The following is a 20564-nucleotide window of genomic DNA, read 5'->3' on the forward strand; positions in this document are numbered from 1 at the left end:
AAGGAATAGGAAATAAAAATGGCAGAGATATCTAGGGCTGCGTATGCCGATATGTACGGGCCGACAACCGGCGACAAAGTTCGTTTAGCGGACACTGAGCTGTGGATTCAGGTTGAAAAAGATTTTACGACTTATGGCGACGAAGTGAAATTCGGTGGCGGTAAGGTGATTCGCGATGGCATGGGACAAGGTCAGAAATGCCGCGACGAAGTGGTGGACTGCGTGATAACAAATGCTCTGATCCTTGATCACTGGGGCATTGTTAAAGCTGATATCGGCATTAAAGATGGCAAGATCCACGCAATCGGCAAAGCGGGTAACTCAGATATCCAGCCGAACGTGACGATTCATATCGGTGCCAGCACAGAAGTGATTGCTGGCGAAGGTCATATTGTGACAGCAGGTGCGATTGACGCGCACATTCACTTTATCTGTCCGCAGCAAATCGAAGAAGCGCTGATGTCAGGCACAACGACTATGCTGGGCGGTGGGACAGGTCCAGCAACGGGAACTAACGCCACTACCTGTACACCGGGCGCTTGGAACCTCGCTCAGATGCTGCGCAGCACAGACTTAATGCCGATGAACTTTGGTTTTCTTGGTAAAGGTAACGCCAGTTTGCCGCAAGCGTTAGAAGAACAACTTGAAGCGGGTGCGTGTGGCTTAAAACTGCATGAAGACTGGGGAACGACACCGGCTTCGATTGATAACTGCTTGGCAGTGGCTGAAAAGTATGATGTCCAGGTCGCAATTCATACCGACACATTAAATGAATCGGGCTTTGTGGAAGATACCCTTGCGGCATTCAAAGGTCGTACGATTCACACCTACCATACGGAAGGTGCTGGTGGTGGTCATGCTCCGGATATTATCGTCGCTTGTGGTCAGCCGAATGTGCTTCCATCTTCGACCAACCCGACTCGTCCTTACACAGTAAACACAGTGGATGAACACCTCGACATGTTGATGGTGTGTCACCACCTTGATCCCAACATTCCTGAAGATGTGGCGTTTGCTGATTCTCGTATCCGCAAAGAGACTATTGCAGCAGAAGATATTCTGCATGACTTAGGCGCGTTCTCGATGATTGCTTCTGACTCACAGGCAATGGGCCGAGTGGGTGAAGTGATTTGCCGTACTTGGCAAACCGCGCACAAGATGAAAGTGCAGCGCGGCTTATTGCCAGAAGATGAAGAGCGTCAGGCGGATAACTTCCGCGCCAAGCGTTACATCGCCAAATACACCATTAACCCAGCTATCGCGCATGGCATCTCTCATGTTGTGGGTTCGCTCGAAGTGGGTAAGTTGGCGGATATCGTACTTTGGAAACCGGCTTTCTTTGGCGTTAAACCAGCGTTGATCATTAAAGGCGGTTTTATTGCTGCTGCACCAATGGGAGATGCGAACGCATCCATTCCAACACCTCAACCTGTGCATTATCGCTATATGTTCGGCGGATTTGGCACTGCGGGCGCTGCAACGTCAGTCACTTTCACCAGCAAAGCGGCAATGGAGAACGGCTTGCAGCAAACGCTAGGGCTGAAACGTGAGTTAGCTGCGTGTCTTAACAGTCGTAACGTAACCAAGAACGACATGATTCATAACGACTACATGCCGGTGATCAGTGTCGATCCGCAAACCTATGAAGTGAAAGCGGATGGACAGCTGTTAACTTGCGACCCAGCAACGGAACTGCCTCTAGCACAACGTTATTCGTTGTTCTGAGAAACCGAACTAAGGAGAGTTGTATGTTGAAAGTTGTAGGACGTTCCGACCATTTCCATGGAGCAGTGTTGGATAAGGTTATTTTGCCATTTGCACTGCGTCAGAAAGGTCGATTCAGAACAATGAGCCAATCTGGACTGGATGTAGGTGTGTTTTTACCTCGTGGAGATGTGCTTAAACATGGTGACTACCTGCACACCGAGTGCGGACAAGTATTAGTTGTGGTTGCTGAAAAAGAAGCCGTTGTGACAGCGAAAACCGATGATTGGGAAACCTTCGCCAAGGCGTGTTACCACATGGGCAACCGTCATGTACCTATGGCGATAGGTCAGTGTTGGTTGCGATTCCAACCAGACCACGTACTGCAAGAAATGGTAGAAATGATGGGGCTGGTCTGTGAAGCCCAATTGGCAGAATTCACGCCAGAAAATGGCGCTTATCATGGCAGTGGTAAAGGTCATCATCACGAGCATGACCATTCACATGATCATCATTCACACGATCATCAGTCGCACGATCACGACCACGGTCATTCTCATGGACATAGCGATTCACATGGACACAGCCATTCTCATGGTCATTCCCATAATCATTTGCACACTGAATCGCACAACAAAAGCCATGGGGAGCACCATCACTAATGCAGATTTCAGCGTTGTTATCTCTGCTGCATTTAAGTAGCCCGAGTCTACCAATAGGTGCGTTTGCCTATAGCCAAGGCTTGGAAGGTGCGGTGGAACTGCAATGGGTGAAGGATGAAGCGAGCTTAAAGGCATGGCTGTCTCCGCTGCTGAGAAGCGGACAGGCAAATTTGGAACTACCGCTATTAAAGCGCTTTTATCAGGCATGGCAACTCAACGATGTAAACCAAATCGAATATTGGCAGCAGGTGTTACTGGCTAACCGTGAAACTGCAGAGCTAGTGATGGAGGAGCAGAAACTTGGGCAAACTCTTCATCGGTTATTGGCCAGTTTAAACGTTGAGCTAGACAGTAAAGCGCGCAGCATGAGTTACCTGCCGTTATACGCAAAAGCTTGTGTGCACTTTAACGTGCCACTCGAAGTCGCGGCGACAGGTTGGCTCTGGTCTTGGCTAGAAAATCAGGTCACGGTGGCGTGCAAAACCGTTCCGCTAGGACAGACCTCTGCACAGAAAGTGTTAATCGAAATGATGCCCGTGATTGAACAGGCGATCGAAACAGGTTTATCCGTCAGTGACGACAACATCGGACTGACATTACCCAATTTTGCCATGGTGAGTGCATGGCATGAGACTCAATATTCAAGATTATTTAGGAGTTAAATATGAGCACACAATGTTTACGAGTAGGCGTCGGTGGCCCGGTAGGCTCCGGTAAAACAGCGTTGTTACGTCAGTTATGTTCGGCAATGCGTGAACACTACAATCTTGCGGTGGTAACGAATGATATTTACACCAAGGAAGATGCTGAGTTTCTGATGCGCCACGAGGCGCTAGATATTGACCGCATTATGGGGGTTGAAACTGGTGGTTGTCCCCATACTGCAATTCGCGAAGATGCTTCTATGAATCTCGCTGCTATTGATGAGTTGCAACATCGTCATCCGGGCTTGGAATTGGTATTGGTAGAAAGTGGCGGTGATAATTTGAGCGCGACTTTCAGCCCAGAACTCTCTGATTTGACGCTGTACGTGATTGACGTTTGTGCGGGTGACAAAATTCCACGTAAAGGTGGACCGGGTATCACTAAGTCAGATCTTCTGATTATCAACAAAACCGATCTCGCGCCGATGGTTAACGCATCACTTGAAGTAATGGACCGAGATGCGAAGAAAATGCGCGGAGATAAACCGTTTGTTTTTACTAACTTAATTCGTGGTGACGGTTTGAAAACAGTCATCGATTTTATCGTTCAGCAAGGCATGTTAGCCGAGCGTGACGTGAATGTCGTCGTAACTGAACAGATCTAATAGAGCCGTATTAACGGGCTGTTGTAAGAAAAGGAATTTTTAAATGAAACTATCTCTTAGCAAAATCATCTCTGCCGCCGCTCTGCTGGCTGCAAGTTCACCAAGCTTTGCTCACACTGGGCACGCAATGCACGCGAGTTTCTCTGAAGGATTTTTGCACCCGTTAACGGGCATTGATCATCTTGCTGCGCTGGTCTTGATTGGATTTTTTGCGGCAAGCTATAGCTACAAAAAATCGGCGCAAATTATTGCTTGTTTTGCTGCCGCGTTAATGGCCGGATTCTTTGTTGGCGTTGAATGGTCGAATGCATCAATGGTGGAATCGCTGGTTGCTGGCTCTTTGATTGCATTGCCTGTTGCTTTGTATTCCTACCGTAAAACAGGGGCAATTAAGTGGCTTTCTATGATCAGTATTGCAGCGTTCAGCGCTTGTCATGGCTTAGTACAAGGCGCAGAAGCGATTGGCGCAGTGAGCGAATTTTGCCTTGGTTCACTGGCGGCAAGCGTAATGGTGATGGTTGGCGTTAATGTAATGGTTAAAGCTATCCGCAATGCTGTTGCTCATTTCACTACTGTTAAACAATAACAACATCCGTTGGCTATAAATACGGGTCAGAAGTGACAGGAAAGGGAGCGAAATGCTCCCTTTGTTTATGTCGAACGTTTATATCTAGCCCTGTCATTGGTGAAATTATTTATTTAAATATGAAATAATTTTTCAAAAAGCATTGTAATGACCTAGCTAAGCTGAGATAACTAAACGCGTCTGTGCATTAGATGTAAGGTCTATCTTTGTGAACCCATTCGTCTTTACTTTCGGCATTATTTTTAGCGGTTTTGTGCTGGGATTGTTTTTCCAACGTTATCTTAAACAGCGTTCATCTTTTGTTAGTTTGGTTTTAACCAAAGTAGCGCTGATGGCATTGATTCCATTTAGTGTTTTTGTATCTTTATGGCAGCTAAGTAATATTCGCACCGAGTTATTGTATTTGCCTTTTATAGGTGCAGGTGTAATCGCTGCGGGTACCTTGGTAGGGATTGCTGTAGCAAAGAAGAACCAGTTAACGCCAGTGCAAACTGGTGCGCTTGTGCCTGTTACTGCGCTGTATAACATTGGCGCTCTGGGTAACCTTGTTCTCTTTATTACCTTCGGTGAAAACGGTGTCGCTATGATGGCGCTGTTTAAACTGTTCGAAGAGTTGACCTATTTCGGTTTAGTGTTCCCATACGCAAAATCCAAATCGCAAGATGAAGCCCTTAAATCTACGCAGAATAAACAGGTGTGGAAAGATCCTATCTTCCTTATTGCAATGTCTGCGATTTCGTTAGGTTTATTGCTCAATGTTTCAGGCGTTCCTCGACCAGAATTTCTTTTATCTGTAAGTCATTGGACGATCCCTGTAGGTACATTTTTGCTGATTGCTTCAGTGGGTTTAACTTTCAACTTGAAAGGCGGTAAACGCTGGCAAAAAGTGGCATTGACTGCGACGATCGCCCGCTCAGCGGTTGCGGTGGTTTTAGTTTCGATTCTACTTTCACTGTTCAACCTATGGGGAATTGAAGATCATTTGGTTGCGAAAGTGTGTTTGATTTTGGCAGTGATGCCCACAGCATTTATGGGCACCTTACCCGCAGTACTTTATGATTTGGACAAAGAAGTAGCAAACACCAGTTGGATCACCAGTTACTTTATATCCATGATACTGACGCCAATCATGCTCGTTTTCCTAAGCACGATTTAGTTTTCAGCTTTTCTCAAAGTACTTAAAAGTTTTTCAAAGAACATAAAGTTTTCCAGAGCACGCTATTACGCGTGCTCTGCGTTTTCTAATGCCAAGTCACTGCCACAAAGTTTGGGGTTAATGTCATTCAAAATGAGCAGCACACAAGAGACTACTACGGCAGCAAGTAATGTGGCACTCACCAGACCAAAGGCAATGCTGGCAATCAGCGGTATTAAGAATTGCGCCTGAGTACTGGTTTCCGTCAGCAAAGGTAATAAGCCTGCAAAGGTTGTGAGTGAGGTGATCACAATAGCTCTGAATCGGTCATGGATGGCTAGCTTACATGCTTGGCGTAGCTCCTGACGTTCTGCCACTTTGTCTTTCACGAAGGTGACTAACAATATATTGTCGTTGACCACAATCCCCGCGAGAGTGGCAAAGCCAACCAGACTTGGAATAGTGAGGTCAATACCCAAACCTAAATGCCCCCATACGACGCCAATCCAAGCCATTGGAATGGCAAGCAGTACCGCAAACGGCTGAACAAAGCTTTTAAACAGAAAGACCAAGATCAAATAGACGCCAATGATGCCGAGAGCAAAATAGGTGAGTAGCGATGAGCCTGTGTCTGCACTCTCTTTATCTTGTCCTTGAGAAGCGAAACTAACTTCTGGGTATTTCTGCGCCATCTTAGGCACAAAGTCTTTATAAAACTGCAGCATGATTTCGCGTGCGTTGGCGACTTGGGTGTTGATATTGCCTTGAACTGTAGCCGTAGGAATACCATTGACCAAGTTAAGCCGCGAGAAAGCCTTAGTCTGAGTTAAATCAGCGACAACCATCAACGGGATCAGCTTGCCATTATTGGCGGTAATAAGCAGATCATTCAGCTCTTCTATGGTTGCTTTATGAAGAAAATCACTTTGACGAACCCGTATATCAACAATTTCCCCGTCTTGGAACACCGTAAGGTCATTGTTGCCTTTCACTGCATTTCTCAGCGTTTGAGCGACTTGTGCTGCGGTCACACCTAGCACGCCCGCTTGATCTTTGAGCGCGACTTGGATGTCATCTCGTCCATATCGCAAATCGGAAGAAAGATTGAATACACCGTCGAACTGTTTGAGCCATTTCATCAAAGCTAAGTTCACGGCATAGAGTTCTTGTGGGTCGTTACCCTGAACTCGGATATCAATACCAATACCCGCAACGCCCCGTTCTTTATCTGTAAACTTGAGTGCGATGACATCTGCGGTTGGACCGACTTTGCTTTTCCAACTTTGAATAAGGTCTTTGATGCTTTCTTGACGAAACTGAGCGGGCAGCAAGTCCGCACTAACAGTAGCCATATGCGGACCAGAATCAAAGGCATCAATATTGGTGTTATACATAACCGTAATACTGTTGACTAATGGCTCACCAAACTTCTCTTGATACTCTGTATCCATCTCTTTTAGGGCGTTTTCAACTTTGCTCACGACACTTTCTGTTTGTGATAACAAGCTACCTTGGTCAAGCAATATTCTTGCTTGAAGCGTATCACTTTCAAGGGTTGGCATGGCTTTGAACTTGAGTAAACCCGCAGGGAAGGTGGCGGTGGTTGCTGCGACGACAAAAAGCAATATGCCAATACTCAAATAAGGTGCTCGCATTGCGATCACGGAAAGGGGAACAAAGCCTTTGTCTCGAACGAACTCAAACCCAGCGGTTATTTTATTGCGAATGGTATTGCTGTTAGAGATATCAGGATGATGAGCCAGATGAGAAGGCAGAATAAACATCGCTTCGAATAGGCTCACGATAAGCGTCATCATCAGAACAATCGGGATATAACGGAGTATGTCACCGAGGTTACCAGTTAAAAACATCAATGGACCGACTACCATGATGGTGGTTGCAAAAGACGCGATAACCCCTGGTAATACTTGCTTTGTTCCTTCTATTGCCGCTTGAACTGGAGCCATGCCAGCTTCACGTTTTGCTGCGATGTTCTCAGCAATGATCAACGAATCATCCATCAGAATACCGATGGCGACAATCAGCCCAACCATGGTCATCATATTGATGGTGTAACCGAGTATCAGCATGATAAACAGTGTGCCAAGAAAAGAGACGGGAAGACCGACTGTTACCCAGAAGCTAAAGCGGATATTGAAGAATGCCCATAACGCTAAGAACGCAAGGAGCAAACCTTGAACCCCGTTGCTGCCTAGAATACGCAGACGTTCTCTAATATTGACGCTCACATCTTGTGTAATGGTGAGTTCAACACCTTGTGGAGCCAACGCGCGTTCTTTGTCGATAAGACGCTCAACAACTTCACGCACTTTAAGCGTATCCTGATTTTGGTTCTTGGAGATTTGAAGCAACGCCGCTCTTTGTCCGTTAAACAGAATCTTATCTTCTTCAAGGGCAAACTTTTGCTCTATGGTTGCGATGTCTCTTAAACGCAGTTGAGTGGTGCTGTTAATCATCAAAGCACCGATGTCGTCGACATGTTTAGCAAGTTGGTCAAAACGGATGCTTGATTCAGACAGATCACTTCTCATTGTGCCTGCTGGAATGCTGACGTTCTCTTGCTGGATTCGGTTTGCCAAATCAGAGATGCTCAAGCCGTATTGCTTTAAAGTTTCACTCGCAATGGAGACTTCAATTTCCTGCGCCGAAAACCCACTGATGGTCACTTGTGCGATATCAGGGTTCGCTTTCAAGTTCTGCTTAATCTTGTTCGCGTACCAGTAGAGATCTTGATCAGACATGGGGCCGGTAATCGCGATGCTAACGACGGATGCGATGCGGTCGAGTTTAGTCACGGTTGGGCGCTCTGCGCGATCGGGGAAATCACTAATCGCATTGACCTGTTGCTGAACTTCGCTGGTGAGAATATCGATGTTCTCATTACGGTTAATGTCCACATTACCGATGGCGACATTTTCTCGCGCATCACAAGTAAATTCGTGAATGCCGTTTATTTTATCTAGCGCATCTTGGAGGGGGATGCAGATCTCATCCGCCACTTCTTTGGGTGATGCGCCCGGATAGCTGACCTTCACTTCAATATTGGTGGTTGGCGCTAAAGGAAACGTGTCTTTTTGCATTTTAGGTAGGGCATAGATCCCCACTAAAAGAATCGCAATCATCAAAACGTTGGCAGCCGTTTTGTGCTGAGCAAAATAGGCGATCATCATTCACCTCCTGCTGCTTGCTGGCTAACCCACTGAACCATGGCTTTGTCTGGCTGTGCTTTAAGCTTCATGCCTTCGACCGCTGGTTGTAGCTGACTTACCACCACCATGTCTCCTTCGCTGACGCCAGATTTCAGAACCGCTATTTGACCCTGAGTAAAATCGATTTCAACAGGTTGAATCGCGAGCTGGTTGTCTTTAACCACATAGACATTACCGCTATGAATAGCATTAATAGGCACAATAAGTTGGTTTTCCAATTGCGGTGCTTTTAGCGTGACTTTGACAAAGGTATCGCGAATCAAAGGCGGCTTTTTGCCCGGCTGCGCTTGTTGATAAGGCTCGTCAACACGAATAATCAGTGTTTGGCTTTGAGTTTGGGCGTCGATCAAACCGCCGCTTCGGTCAACCAGCCCTTGCCAGTTAACTTGTTTATCACCTGTGGTAAGAGTGACGGTAGCTTGCAAATCGCTATGAAGAGAATTGTCGAAACTCTCTGCCTGAGTTGCGCGACGTAATGGTCTCATTTTACCAATCGAATACTGGGCAAGCACTTCGACTGCTTCCATTCCATCTGACTGGAGTAGGGCTTGACCTTTATTTACATACTCTTCGACATCAATATTGGTTGCGGTAATTCGAATATCGTAAGGGGCTTTGACTTCGGTATGACTAAGATCGCGCATCGCAATCTCTAGCTCCGCATTCAAGACTTCTTGCTCTGCAACCGTGATTGCTTGTTCATTTTTCAGATTTTGTAGTAGCTGCTGTTTACTGAGCAGATCGCGTTTGGCTTTGTCTTTTTCAGTTTGAGAAAGATGACCGGTTTTGGCTAAGCGTTCGCTACGTTCATACTCTTCTTTTTGCAGTTTGTAATCTTGCTCGGCAATCGAATAGCTCACGCCTATGGTTTGGTATTTGAGTTTGGAGACATCTAACTCTGCATTGAGTTTGGTGATGGCAAGTTGATAGGCAGAGTCGTCAAGCTTTAGCAACGGCTCTCCTTTAGCAACGAAAGCCCCATTTTTAAAGTTGTCTGACACCCAGATCACTCGACCTTCTACTTCTGCCTGAGCTTGCCACTCTTGAGCTGGCTGGGTATAGCCATAGCCTATGGCGCTAGGTTGAATGGCGAGAGGTTTGACCTTCATCACTCGTACAACTTTTGAACCGCCCGCTTGTTCGGTTTTCGGTGGTTCAGCTTTCATACTGGGTGCGACTAAGAGAACAATACCGCCCAACACGAGTGGGGGAACAATAAGTAATCGTTGAATCCAACTGTAGTTTGCCATAGTCACTATCCCTGAACTTTATTTATATAAGTAAAAACTAATGTAAAACAAAGGAAATAAATTGGCGCTTGCTCCCAATTCATTGCATATCGTTAATTTAGCTTTAACTAAAATAAAAAATCCGGCGCTAGGCACCGGATTTGGGTAAAGTTAAGTAAACAATCGTCAGCAATAACTTACGCTTAGGATTCTTTATCTTTGGTCAGTGACAGTATGCCAATGGAAACGGCAGCAACACCAACAAATCCACCGAGGATAATGACTGGCATTGCGCTGTATCCAAGGACATGCCAGATAATGGATTCAAGTGTACTCATTTCTCTGCTCCTTGTTATTGCCAGCCTTCTACGCCGTGCATATCTGGTAGGTTGTGTGCGATACCTTTGTGGCAGTCCACACAGGTTTTCTCACCAGACGCTAGGGCAGTAGAATGTTGTTGAACACTACGTTCACTTTGCTCTGAGAAATCCATAAATTCAAATTGGTGACAGTTACGACATTCGAGAGAGTCGTTCTTCTTCATCCTTGCCCATTCACGCTCTGCTAAGTGTGCGCGGCGTTCTCTGAATTTCTCTGGAGTATCGATAGTTTTCGTTACGTAATGTGCAAACAGCTCTTTGGATGCTTGAACTTTACGAACGATTTTATCCGTCCATTCGTGTGGTACGTGACAGTCAGAACAAATTGCACGCACGCCTGAACGGTTAGAGTAGTGAACCGTTTCTTGGATTTCAGCAACGATAGGAGCATGACAACCAGAACAGAATTCTTCTGTGTTGGTCATTTCCATACCCGTGTTAAATGCGCCCCAAAATAGCAAGCCACCAGAAAAACCCAAGAATAAGACAACGCCAGCTGCAGCTTTACTTGGCCTTGTTAACTTATTCCAAAACGCTTTAAGTAGTTTCATAAATCGCCTCTTATTGTGTGGTTTGCTTAGCGAAGTGATTCAACACGCTTAAAGTCATTTTCAACCAAAGGTTGAGCGTCCGCTTGAGGTACGTGACATTGCAAACAGAAATAACGACGAGGTGATACATCAGCAAGTACAGCATCTTCACGGTTTAGGAAGTGCGTTACGCTAATTTTCGTTGCGCCCATATCTTTGGCGTTTTTCCAGCTGTGGCAAGACAAACACTTATTCGCATCTTTGGTCACTTCGTAGTTACGAATTGAGTGTGGGATCAATGGTGGCTGGTACACGAAATCTGCTTGTAAAGATTGTTCACGAGGAATTTTCTTCATTTCGTCAGCATTTCTTGTTTCTTCTAGAAGGCTAGAACCACGCAGAGATTCCAAACCACCTGTGCCACCTGGAAGATCCAGCTCAGCTTGCGCAAAGACGACTCCCGATAAAACAGCACCAACCGATAACAGTGCAACCAGTAATTTTTTCATATTACATTCTCCGCCTAATGGCTAAATTCTTTAATGAGGCTGCCCGAGGGATGAAATGGGGCAGCCTTTACATTCATCTTATACTTATGCCACTTTCGTGATTTTAACTGGACATTTCTTGAAGTCCGTTTGTTTTGAAAGTGGGTCGGTAGCATCTAGGATCAACTTGTTGATCAGAATGCGAGCATCAAAGAACGGTACGAATACCAAGCCTTTTGGCGGCTTGTTACGACCACGAGTCTCAACACGAGCACGAACTTCACCACGTGTGTTAGAAATCAGGATTTCATCACCACGGCGTAGGCCACGAGCCACAGCATCTTCGTGATGCATGAAACACACGGCATCAGGGAAAGATTTGTAAAGTTCAGGTACACGGCGAGTCATAGTACCGGTATGCCAATGCTCAAGAACACGGCCTGTACATAGCCATAAATCGTGTTCTGCATCTGGTGCCTCTGGTGGCGCTTCGTATGGTGCAGAGATGATCCAAGCTTTACCGTCTGGCTTACCGTAGAAGTCCCAGCCAGAACCTTTCTTCGCATACGGGTCTGAACCTTCTTTGTAACGCCATTGTGTTTCTTTACCATCAACGAATGGCCAGCGTAGACCACGAGTTTGATGGTACATATCGTACGGCGCTAAGTCGTGGCCATGACCGCGACCAAAGATTGCGTACTCTTCGAAAATACCTTTTTGTACGTAGAAGCCAAAGTGGTGGGCATCGTCGTTCATTTCGCGAGCTTCGCTGACTGGGAACTTGTCGATTTGACCGTTTTTGAACAGTACGTCGAACATTGTTTTGCCACGGTATTCAGGCATTTTTGCTAGCAGTTCTTCTGGCCACACTTCTTCCATCGTGAAGCGTTTAGAGAACTCCATAACTTGCCATAAGTCAGACTTCGCTTCGCCCACTGTGCCTACTTGTTGATACCACGCTTGAGTACGACGCTCTGCGTTACCGTAAGCACCTTCTTTTTCAACCCACATTGCGGTTGGAAGAATCAGGTCAGCCGCTTGCGCTGTTACTGTTGGGTATGGGTCAGAAACGACGATGAAGTTTTCCGGATTGCGGTAACCCGGTAAACGTTCGCCGTTGATATTTGGACCCGCTTGCATGTTGTTATTACATTGAACCCAGTAACAGTTCAGCACGCCGTCATTCAACATTCGGTCTTGAAGAACCGCGTGGAAACCAGGTTTTGGCGGAATAGTGCCTTCAGGTAGTTTCCAAACTTTTTCTGCAATTTCACGGTGTTTAGGGTTTGCAACCACCATATCTGCTGGCAGACGGTGAGCAAAGGTACCTACTTCACGTGCAGTACCACACGCTGAAGGTTGACCTGTTAGCGAGAATGGGCTGTTACCCGGAGTCGCGATCTTACCGGTCAATAGGTGGATGTTGTAAACAAGGTTGTTCATCCACACACCACGAGTATGTTGGTTCATACCCATAGTCCAAAGTGACATAACTTTCGTGTTTGGATCTGCGTATTGTTTCGCAAGCGTAATCAGTTTCTCTTCACTCACGCCTGAAATTTCAGCCGCTTTCGCAGCAGTGTATGGTGCAACGGACTTCTTGTACTCTTCAAATGAAATGCTGGTCATTGAACCGTCGTTAGGGTTCTTCGCTTTTTTCTGAAGTGGATGATCGTCACGTAGACCGTAGCCGATATCCGTCACAGCTTGTTTGAAGTTAGTGTGCTTGTTAACGAAGTCCCAGTTCACTGCATCGTTTTGAATGATGTAGTTCGCAATGAAGTTAGCGATCGCTAGGTCAGAGTTTGGTTTGAAAATGTAACCGTGATCAGCCAGTTCAAATGAACGGTGGTAGTAAGTAGACAGTACGTTTACTTTTACATGCTGTTGGCTCAAGCGACGGTCAGTCAGACGGCTCCATAGAATAGGGTGCATTTCTGCCATGTTCGAACCCCAAAGAACGAACGCATCCGCATGCTCTAAGTCGTCATAACAACCCATTGGTTCATCAATACCAAATGCACGCATGAAGCCCACTACGGCAGACGCCATACAGTGACGCGCGTTCGGGTCGATGTTGTTTGAACGGAAGCCAGCTTTCATCATTTTTGCTGCTGCGTAACCTTCCATAACGGTCCATTGACCAGAACCAAACATACCGATGCTTGTTGGACCTTTCTTGGCAAGAGACGCTTTCCACTTCTCAGCCATGATGTCGAATGCTTGATCCCAAGATACCGGAGTGAAGTCGCCGTCTTTAGCGTATTCGCCATTGCGCATACGAAGAAGAGGTTGAGTCAGGCGGTCTTTACCGTACATGATTTTAGAAAGGAAGTAGCCTTTGATACAGTTTAGGCCTTTGTTTACCGGAGCTTCAGGGTCACCCTGTGTAGCCACGATACGACCATTCTGCGTACCCACTAAAACTGAGCAGCCAGTACCACAGAAACGACAAGGCGCTTTGTCCCAGGTAATTTTGGTTTGATCTGTGCTAGCAATCAGGTTTGCAGCAGAAGCCGGTAATGTCACACCAGCGATAGCTGCAGCTGATGCTGCCGCGTTTGCTTTCACAAACGCTCGTCTTGTCATTTTCATACTTCATCCTCTGTTTGGGATTGTTGAATTCCAGTGTCTTCGTCCAACTGCTCTAAATCGGTTTCGATTTGGTGATAAACCAAAACAGTGCTGAGCACGTTAGTTAAATTGTTGATGGCATCGATAGTGTCAGTAATAAAACCTTGATTCTCAGTTTCGAGAACAACCACAATTTTGCCTTCAGGGCTAGAACCGAAGACTTCTGCATTGTCGAATTCTTCGATTTGAGCCGTTATTGATTCAACATGCTGTGGAAGCACATGAACCACCAAACTTGAAATGTGCACTTCATTCAGTGACATACATTACTCTCATTCTTATATTGTATTGCTCACATGGATAGATGCTGTTGGGCACACCGAAACACATGCGCCACAACCACTGCAGTCATCAATATTGATAACTGGTTGTGCAACTTTATTAAGTTGCAACTTAAACTGAATCGCCATTGTGTCGCATGTCTCACCACAGCTACGACATTCAACGTTTTGATACGCCAAACAATTCTGTTTGATATCTGCTTTAATCTGCCAAGGTGAACTGGACTGTGGAAGGAAAATAGGCTCGGGACAAACATCGGCACATTGATAACAAAATGTGCATTCGCCTCTGCTGAAATCTACGGTTGGAAAACCACCGTCACCATTAATAATGACCTGAGTTTCACAAGCAGAAACGCATTTGCCGCAACGAGTGCAATCGTCGGTAAAAGAAGCTGCTGATTTAACCCAAGGCATTATAATTGCTGAGTCTTCAACAGTTTTACGCGAGAACAATCGACGCCTGGCTAAATCGACCACTACAATCACCTTATAATTTTTAAGCGATAGGTAAATTGTAGCTCAAAGTTGTTAAGCCACAATTTTCACTTATCCATATGAAAATTGTAGTTTTCAGGCTATTTTCTTAAATACCTATTAGGGGGTAATTGGGGGTAAGCGTTGTTTTAGATCAATTATTTCCAGCGAGAGTGATCACATATTGTTAGTGTTTAACTGTGATTCAAAATTTAAGAAAGACGACAGACGTCAAAATGAAGGAAATGCACAAGTTTGGTTAGAAGAGTTGAAAGGTCGCTGATTGGCACAATTGCCAAGGCAATGTTTAGCATTGTGATGATGTCGTTTGCAACAATTAGCTTCGCGATTATAACGTTAGCATCGTCGTTAAATGACGCAGAAGCGGTCAACGTTTCAGGTTCTATGCGTATGCAAAGCTATCGTTTAGCGCATGATATCCAGAGTTCCTCCACCGATTATGTCAGTCACATTGAGAGTTTCGAACATTCACTGTTTTCGCCGTCTATGCAGGCGCTAAAACATTGGACAGTACCTGAAGATATTCAGTCAGATTACAAAGACATCATCATTCGTTGGCAAGAGCTGAAAACAATCTTGAAAAGCGACCAACGTGCTGACTATTTGAACCTTGTTGCCGGGTTCGTGAGCCAAATTGATGTGTTCGTTTTTAAGCTACAGCAGTTTTCTGAAAGCAAATTAATCAAGTTAGCATGGGTTGGGGGCTTAGGCCTTGGCGGTGTATTTTTGGTTTCTGTGTTGGTTGTTATTTATACTCGAAGAGAAGTTGTAGGCCCGCTGCGTAATCTCGTTGTGGCGAGTGAACAAGTACAGAACCGCTCTTTTGACGTACAGTTAAAAACAACCAGCCGCAATGAAATGGCGATATTGACCCGCACATTTAATGATATGGCGAATGAGCTGGGCAAACTGTATCACGGGCTTGAAAATGCGGTGAACGAGAAGACCCATAAGTTGCAACATGCAAATCAGTCATTGCAGGTACTTTATGAGTCGTCACAACAGTTAACGGCTTCTCGAATTAGCCAAGAGAATTTTCAGACGTTACTTAAACAAATCGTCAGTGTTGAAGGTATTGATGCTGTTCGCCTCGAAATCGATGAAGAGGCGGGCAAAGGTATTGTTTTAAATGAAGGTTATTGTGACAGTAATTGTAATAACAACTGCCACGAGCAACCATTGATGGTGGATGGGCAGACGCTAGGAAGATTGTACTGGCGAGCGGGGTTACCATGTCCGGATAAAGCACTGATAGATAGCTTTGTACAGATGCTTTCGCGCGCAGTTTATTTTAATAAAGCGCAGAAGCAGGCAGAGCAATTACTGTTGATGGAAGAGCGCGCGACCATCGCCCGAGAGTTGCATGACTCTCTGGCTCAATCACTTTCTTATTTAAAAATCCAGGTCTCTTTACTTAAGCGAGTCATGAATAAGCTAGAACAAACGCCGCAAAGTGAAAAGACAGCAGACATTATAAAAGATATCGATGAAGGCTTATCCGGAGCCTACACTCAGTTGCGTGAGTTGCTGACTACGTTCCGCTTAACTATTAAAGAAGGGAGTTTCGGACGAGCGTTATTGGAAATGATTAATCAGTTGAAAGAGCACACCAGTGCGTCAATTGAGTTAACCAATAATCTCTCCTCGCTGGAGTTGAATGCGCATCAGCAGGTGCATTTAATGCAGTTGATCCGAGAAGCGGTGATTAACGCCATTAAGCACGCAGACGCTACGAAAATAGTCGTGGAGTGTAACCAAGTTGACGGCGATGTTGTTGTCGTGGTCGAAGATAATGGTGTCGGGTTTGAAGAACACGATGCAAAACTTAACCACTATGGTTTAAGCATAATGCAAGAGCGAGCAGCTCGCCTGAACGGAGATCTGACAGTGAATTCTTCTCTGAACTCCGGTTGCAGAATAACTTTGAAATTTAAACAGTCTAAGGACATTAACGTTGACGAAGATTAGAGTAATGTTGGTGGATGACCACCCGCTAATGCGTAGAGGCATTAATCAGTTATTGAGCTTAGAAGACGATTTTGATGTGATCGCTGAAGCAAGTAACGGTACTGAAGCCGTCGCGCTGGCTCATGAAGATGAACCGGACTTAATCTTGCTCGACCTGAACATGAAGGGCATGTCTGGGCTTGATACACTTCAGGCACTGCGCACCGACGGATGCAGCTCAACTATCGTTATACTGACAGTATCAGACAGTGCGGCAGACATTGAAGCACTAGTGAAAGCTGGAGCAGATGGATATCTGCTTAAAGATACTGAGCCTGACGAACTGATTGAATTGCTAAGACAAGCTTCTTCTGGTGAGAAAGCTTACAGCAGCGTCGTCGCGAAATATCTTCGTGAGCGCGAGGGGCACTCAGACGTATTTGACTCTTTGACTGATCGTGAATCTCAAATTCTGGCGGAAGTGGCAAAAGGGTATCGCAACAAGCAAATTGCCGATCACCTGTTTATTTCTGAAGCGACAGTAAAAGTGCACATGAAGAGTTTGCTGAAGAAATTACGAGTGCCTTCGCGCACTGCAGCAACAGTGCTTTATCTGGAACGCTACGGCGAGCTGAGATAAAAATCGCGGCTTATCAGATGTAAAAAAGAGGCTAATTGCCTCTTTTTTCTTTATTTGCAGATTGCTATTAGTTACAGATTGCAATTTTGTAGTTACAGACTGCAATTTTGGCAGTCGTTACTGTTTCGAATAGCGAGTTTTAAACTCAAATACCTTTTCAGAACACACATCAATGCAGCGTCCGCAGCTAATACAATCCTGATCCATCACCCTGATGTCGCCATCTTTTAACGGCTCTCTAAGAACTTGCGGTTCTGGGCAGACGTTGAAACAATCCATACACTTAGTGCAGGCGTTTCTGTCAGTGGCGGTGACACGCATAATACTCTGTTTGCCGATGATGCCGTAGGTCGCCCCTAAGGGGCATAAGTGACCACACCATCCATGTTCGACCAGCAACAGATCGAGTAAGAAGACAAGCACAATCAACATCCAGCCAGCACCCATACCAAATATCAGGCCGCGGTGGAGCGCAGAAACAGGGTCAATCCACACCCATAACGCACTTCCGGAAATGGCGCTGCCAATCAGCAGTACCGGAATCAACCAATAACGCAGACTCTTTGGCCATGAATAGCTCGCTTTTAGATTCAGTTTTCTGCGTAGCCAAGCGGCTAAATCAGTCACGATATTCAGCGGGCAAACCCAAGCACAAAACGCTCTTGGTGCGATCACGGCGTACAGTGCGACAACAATCAGAGCACCTAAAATTGCCGTGAACTCAGGAAGATGCCCTGCAGCGATGGTTTGTAACAGCAAGAGCGGATCTGTAAAAGGAATAACATCAAACAGAGTGCTAGACGAAAGGTTTCCTTTAAACACTCCCCACGTTGGGCCTGCCATAAACAGCGCAATAATGGTGAGTTGAGAAACTCTTCTAAGGATCAGGAAGCGATGCGCTTTCCACCAACCTAAGTTTTGTATTGCCGCTTTACCGGCGTCTTTAGCCAAATGCTTAGCCATCATCCACCTCCTAAAGCTGGTTGCCGTTAAATGGTTTAATTGGAACGCCACCGTGTTCTTCGGTATCGACACGTACTTCAGAATGCTCTTCCCAGCCTAAGCGGTAATGTTTACCTAACTGACCTTGAGCAAGCTCTATTGGCACCACTTTTATTGCCGCCACATCTAACACACAGGCTTCTTCGCACTTACCGCAGCCCGTGCAGTAGTCGGCATGAACGGTGGGAATAAATTTGGCGTGAAAACCTGTTCTTTCATTCCGTATAGTTTCAAGGGTGATGGCTTTATCGATAGCAGGGCAGATGCGGTAACAAACATCGCAACGCAAGCCCTGAAAATTAAGGCAGTTCTTTTGGTCGATGAGTACTGCAGTTCCCATCCTTGCATCGTCTATATTGGTCAGCGCTGGATCAAGTGCACCGCTGGGGCAGGCTTTTACGCAAGGAATGTCTTCGCACATCTCACAAGGTATTTGTCTGGCAGTAAAGTACGGTGTGCCCGCTGCAACAGGTGAAAGAAGCGAGGCTAACTTCAACGTATCGTATGGACATGCCTGAACGCATAAGCCGCAACGCACGCAGGCTTTTTCGAAATCGTTACCCGGTAATGCACCCGGTGGTCGAATAGGGACACCAGAGGTTTCTCTTGCCTGACTTTGCAGAGATTGCAATCCGAGGAGCGACGCGGCTGCACCGACACCGACTGCAGTTCTTGAAGCATCTCTTAAGAACCGACGGCGGCTTTCGGAAATTTTTGGACGAGAAGTTTTCATACGCCAACCCTGTATAAAACGCACTACTAAAATTATAACCACATTATCTGTGTGCATAAGAATAGTCGCTACCTCCAAAGTAGTGTACGAACACTCCGTTGATTCAGGTCAAGTGAAAGCTAATATAAATGAAAAAATGTGCAGAGATTGAAAACAAAAAGACCAGCGAATCGCTGGCCTTTTTATGGTTAAGTTCGGCTGATGTTACGCCATCATAGGAACAAGAACCGTAGTACCGATAATTACGGTAATCAAACCTGTCATCACTGGTAGGAAGGTGCGTTTAACCACTTCAAACGGGCTTAAGTGCGCCATACCTGAAGTTGCAACGATAACACCAGATACCGGAGAAATAGTACGGCCTAGGTTTGATGCTTGTAGCATTGGGATAATTAGGAACGCTGGGTTCAGACCCAATTTTCCAGCCAATGATGGTGCAAGTTCCACGAATGCGTAGAAAGGTGCGTTACCTGAACCTGTTGCGATTGCTGCGGCAACCGTCAAGATGGTCAGAATAAGCATCAGTGCAACGCCACCTGCGCCCGCAGTTTCTGCAAGGTGAAGTAGGTTGTCGATAGCACCGATAGACATTAAGCCTTGTGCAAATACGCCAGCTGCCACTAATAGCATTACCACGCCTTTAAACGCATCGGCCATACCGTCGTAACACACTTCTAGGTCTTCTAACGCTTCTTTACCGTTGAACTTACGAGATACGTAGTGAACTAAGGCACCAACAAAGATTGAAGCAACAACGATGGTGTAGATATCCAGAGATAAACCTTCGATGGTTTTACCGTTGAACAGGAATACACCAATAATTGGAAGGAATGGCAAAATTGAGTAATAGCCCGGTGCATTCACTTCAATTTCAGACACATCAACTCGCTCCATTGGCGTGTTGTCTTTCTTATCCAGATATTTGTTCCAGAAGTAAGCCGTAATCGCCATAACGACAATGGCACAGATAGATACAGGAAGAACGGTTTGTACCGCGAACACATCTAGGCTCAAGCCTGATTTTTCAGCCGCAATTACCACGTCACCAGAGGTTGGAGAAAGAATGATTGCTGCAGGTGAAGCACATACAGCTGCCGCTGCTGGGCGAGAGATACCCATCGCTGTCATCATAGGGAACAGGGTTGCCATTAATAGCACGCCTAGACCTGTTGCAGAGCTTACAGCCAGAGACATTAAACAAGCTACGATGTATGCAGAAACAAGCAAGATGTATGGTGATTTAATGAAAGAGAGTGGTTTAGAAAACTGTTTCACCACAACATTATTTGCACCGATGTGAGTCATATAAGAAGCAAAACCACACAACAGCATGATTTGCATACCTAAGCCGCCGCCTCGGTTTTGCAGCATGAATTTGACGTATTCCAATGAATCTGTCAGTAAGTTGCCTGTTGAAGCAACGTTTTTAGGCAATACAGTGTGACCAATAATACCGGTGAGAATGAGTAGCACAAGACCACCAGTCAGTAGTACGCCAGCCGCTTTGTAGCCTTTTACGATCAGGTATCCAACAGCAATCGTAACAACTAACCCGATGAGAAGTTCAAGCATAGTA

At 45.7% G+C, this 20564-nt stretch carries 19 protein-coding genes; 8 read left to right on the plus strand and 11 right to left on the minus strand.

The window, feature by feature from the left end:
- The first annotated feature begins 18 nt into the window (after window positions 1-18).
- The 6 genes from ureC (at window position 19) to HKI82_RS16430 (ending at window position 5417) form a co-directional block, all read left to right on the plus strand.
- On the plus strand, window positions 19-1725 hold the full coding sequence (ureC, locus tag HKI82_RS16405; RefSeq protein WP_102942239.1) for an urease subunit alpha: 1707 nt from the start codon (window positions 19-21) through the stop codon (window positions 1723-1725).
- Between the two features lie 23 nt (window positions 1726-1748).
- Entirely contained in the window at window positions 1749-2366 is a 618-nt protein-coding gene (gene ureE, locus HKI82_RS16410; RefSeq protein WP_171138582.1) for an urease accessory protein UreE, read from the plus strand.
- Window positions 2366-3028: an urease accessory protein UreF gene (locus HKI82_RS16415; RefSeq protein ID WP_042483048.1), complete on the plus strand. Its 663-nt coding sequence runs from the start codon at window positions 2366-2368 to the stop codon at window positions 3026-3028. Before ureE ends, HKI82_RS16415 begins: the two co-directional genes overlap by 1 nt.
- Window positions 3029-3030: 2 nt before the next feature.
- Entirely contained in the window at window positions 3031-3675 is a 645-nt protein-coding gene (gene ureG / locus HKI82_RS16420; RefSeq protein WP_171138583.1) for an urease accessory protein UreG, read from the plus strand.
- Window positions 3676-3718: 43 nt separating this feature from the next.
- On the plus strand, window positions 3719-4261 hold the full coding sequence (locus HKI82_RS16425) for a HupE/UreJ family protein (protein WP_171138584.1): 543 nt from the start codon (window positions 3719-3721) through the stop codon (window positions 4259-4261).
- Between the two features lie 208 nt (window positions 4262-4469).
- Window positions 4470-5417, plus strand: a complete 948-nt coding sequence (locus HKI82_RS16430; RefSeq protein WP_171138585.1) for an AEC family transporter — start codon at window positions 4470-4472, stop codon at window positions 5415-5417.
- Between the two features lie 65 nt (window positions 5418-5482).
- Here HKI82_RS16430 and HKI82_RS16435 read toward each other — a convergent pair whose 3' ends face one another.
- The 8 genes from HKI82_RS16435 to napF all read right to left on the minus strand — a co-directional run bounded on the left by HKI82_RS16435 (window position 5483) and on the right by napF (window position 14648).
- Window positions 5483-8587, minus strand: a complete 3105-nt coding sequence (locus tag HKI82_RS16435) for an efflux RND transporter permease subunit (RefSeq protein ID WP_240956743.1) — start codon at window positions 8585-8587, stop codon at window positions 5483-5485.
- Complete coding sequence (locus tag HKI82_RS16440; protein WP_171138586.1) at window positions 8584-9876, minus strand: efflux RND transporter periplasmic adaptor subunit; 1293 nt, start codon at window positions 9874-9876, stop codon at window positions 8584-8586. Before HKI82_RS16440 ends, HKI82_RS16435 begins: the two co-directional genes overlap by 4 nt.
- A gap of 182 nt (window positions 9877-10058) precedes the next feature.
- Complete coding sequence (locus tag HKI82_RS16445; RefSeq protein ID WP_081878682.1) at window positions 10059-10193, minus strand: TIGR02808 family protein; 135 nt, start codon at window positions 10191-10193, stop codon at window positions 10059-10061.
- Between the two features lie 14 nt (window positions 10194-10207).
- Window positions 10208-10786 carry a NapC/NirT family cytochrome c gene (locus tag HKI82_RS16450; RefSeq protein ID WP_102942247.1) on the minus strand — a complete coding sequence of 193 codons (579 nt, stop codon included), beginning with the start codon at window positions 10784-10786 and terminating at the stop codon, window positions 10208-10210.
- A 26-nt stretch (window positions 10787-10812) separates the two neighbouring features.
- Window positions 10813-11274, minus strand: coding sequence for a nitrate reductase cytochrome c-type subunit (locus HKI82_RS16455; RefSeq protein ID WP_102942248.1), 462 nt, complete (start codon window positions 11272-11274; stop codon window positions 10813-10815).
- 84 nt (window positions 11275-11358) lie between these two features.
- The gene (napA, locus tag HKI82_RS16460) at window positions 11359-13848 is read right to left on the minus strand and encodes a periplasmic nitrate reductase subunit alpha (RefSeq protein WP_171138587.1); all 2490 of its coding nucleotides are present in this window, start codon (window positions 13846-13848) and stop codon (window positions 11359-11361) included.
- The gene (locus tag HKI82_RS16465) at window positions 13845-14150 is read right to left on the minus strand and encodes a chaperone NapD (RefSeq protein ID WP_102942250.1); all 306 of its coding nucleotides are present in this window, start codon (window positions 14148-14150) and stop codon (window positions 13845-13847) included. Before HKI82_RS16465 ends, napA begins: the two co-directional genes overlap by 4 nt.
- 15 nt (window positions 14151-14165) lie before the next feature.
- Entirely contained in the window at window positions 14166-14648 is a 483-nt protein-coding gene (napF, locus tag HKI82_RS16470; RefSeq protein WP_102942251.1) for a ferredoxin-type protein NapF, read from the minus strand.
- A gap of 252 nt (window positions 14649-14900) precedes the next feature.
- Here napF and narQ point away from each other — a divergent pair, with 252 nt between their 5' ends.
- Window positions 14901-16634, plus strand: a complete 1734-nt coding sequence (gene narQ / locus HKI82_RS16475) for a nitrate/nitrite two-component system sensor histidine kinase NarQ (protein WP_171138588.1) — start codon at window positions 14901-14903, stop codon at window positions 16632-16634.
- On the plus strand, window positions 16621-17253 hold the full coding sequence (locus HKI82_RS16480; RefSeq protein ID WP_102942253.1) for a response regulator: 633 nt from the start codon (window positions 16621-16623) through the stop codon (window positions 17251-17253). Before narQ ends, HKI82_RS16480 begins: the two co-directional genes overlap by 14 nt.
- Before the next feature lie 117 nt (window positions 17254-17370).
- Here HKI82_RS16480 and napH read toward each other — a convergent pair whose 3' ends face one another.
- The 3 genes from napH to dcuC all read right to left on the minus strand — a co-directional run bounded on the left by napH (window position 17371) and on the right by dcuC (window position 20560).
- Window positions 17371-18216, minus strand: a complete 846-nt coding sequence (gene napH, locus HKI82_RS16485; RefSeq protein ID WP_171138589.1) for a quinol dehydrogenase ferredoxin subunit NapH — start codon at window positions 18214-18216, stop codon at window positions 17371-17373.
- Between the two features lie 10 nt (window positions 18217-18226).
- A complete protein-coding gene (napG, locus tag HKI82_RS16490; protein ID WP_171138590.1) occupies window positions 18227-18988 on the minus strand; it encodes a ferredoxin-type protein NapG in 762 nt (253 codons plus the stop codon).
- Window positions 18989-19192: 204 nt separating this feature from the next.
- On the minus strand, window positions 19193-20560 hold the full coding sequence (dcuC, locus tag HKI82_RS16495) for an anaerobic C4-dicarboxylate transporter DcuC (protein ID WP_171138591.1): 1368 nt from the start codon (window positions 20558-20560) through the stop codon (window positions 19193-19195).
- Between the last annotated feature and the right edge of the window lie 4 nt (window positions 20561-20564).

The organism is Vibrio plantisponsor, from assembly GCF_013041605.1.
Lineage (GTDB): Bacteria > Pseudomonadota > Gammaproteobacteria > Enterobacterales > Vibrionaceae > Vibrio > Vibrio plantisponsor.

Coding starts and splice junctions, on each gene's coding strand:
- ureC (WP_102942239.1), top strand. CDS start 19: ATGGCAGAGATATCTAGGGCTGCGTATGCCGATATGTACGGGCCGACA.
- ureE (WP_171138582.1), top strand. CDS start 1,749: ATGTTGAAAGTTGTAGGACGTTCCGACCATTTCCATGGAGCAGTGTTG.
- HKI82_RS16415 (WP_042483048.1), top strand. CDS start 2,366: ATGCAGATTTCAGCGTTGTTATCTCTGCTGCATTTAAGTAGCCCGAGT.
- ureG (WP_171138583.1), top strand. CDS start 3,031: ATGAGCACACAATGTTTACGAGTAGGCGTCGGTGGCCCGGTAGGCTCC.
- HKI82_RS16425 (WP_171138584.1), top strand. CDS start 3,719: ATGAAACTATCTCTTAGCAAAATCATCTCTGCCGCCGCTCTGCTGGCT.
- HKI82_RS16435 (WP_240956743.1), bottom strand. CDS start 8,587: ATGATGATCGCCTATTTTGCTCAGCACAAAACGGCTGCCAACGTTTTG.
- HKI82_RS16440 (WP_171138586.1), bottom strand. CDS start 9,876: ATGGCAAACTACAGTTGGATTCAACGATTACTTATTGTTCCCCCACTC.
- HKI82_RS16445 (WP_081878682.1), bottom strand. CDS start 10,193: ATGAGTACACTTGAATCCATTATCTGGCATGTCCTTGGATACAGCGCA.
- HKI82_RS16450 (WP_102942247.1), bottom strand. CDS start 10,786: ATGAAACTACTTAAAGCGTTTTGGAATAAGTTAACAAGGCCAAGTAAA.
- HKI82_RS16455 (WP_102942248.1), bottom strand. CDS start 11,274: ATGAAAAAATTACTGGTTGCACTGTTATCGGTTGGTGCTGTTTTATCG.
- napA (WP_171138587.1), bottom strand. CDS start 13,848: ATGAAAATGACAAGACGAGCGTTTGTGAAAGCAAACGCGGCAGCATCA.
- HKI82_RS16465 (WP_102942250.1), bottom strand. CDS start 14,150: ATGTCACTGAATGAAGTGCACATTTCAAGTTTGGTGGTTCATGTGCTT.
- napH (WP_171138589.1), bottom strand. CDS start 18,216: ATGGCTAAGCATTTGGCTAAAGACGCCGGTAAAGCGGCAATACAAAAC.
- napG (WP_171138590.1), bottom strand. CDS start 18,988: ATGAAAACTTCTCGTCCAAAAATTTCCGAAAGCCGCCGTCGGTTCTTA.
- dcuC (WP_171138591.1), bottom strand. CDS start 20,560: ATGCTTGAACTTCTCATCGGGTTAGTTGTTACGATTGCTGTTGGATAC.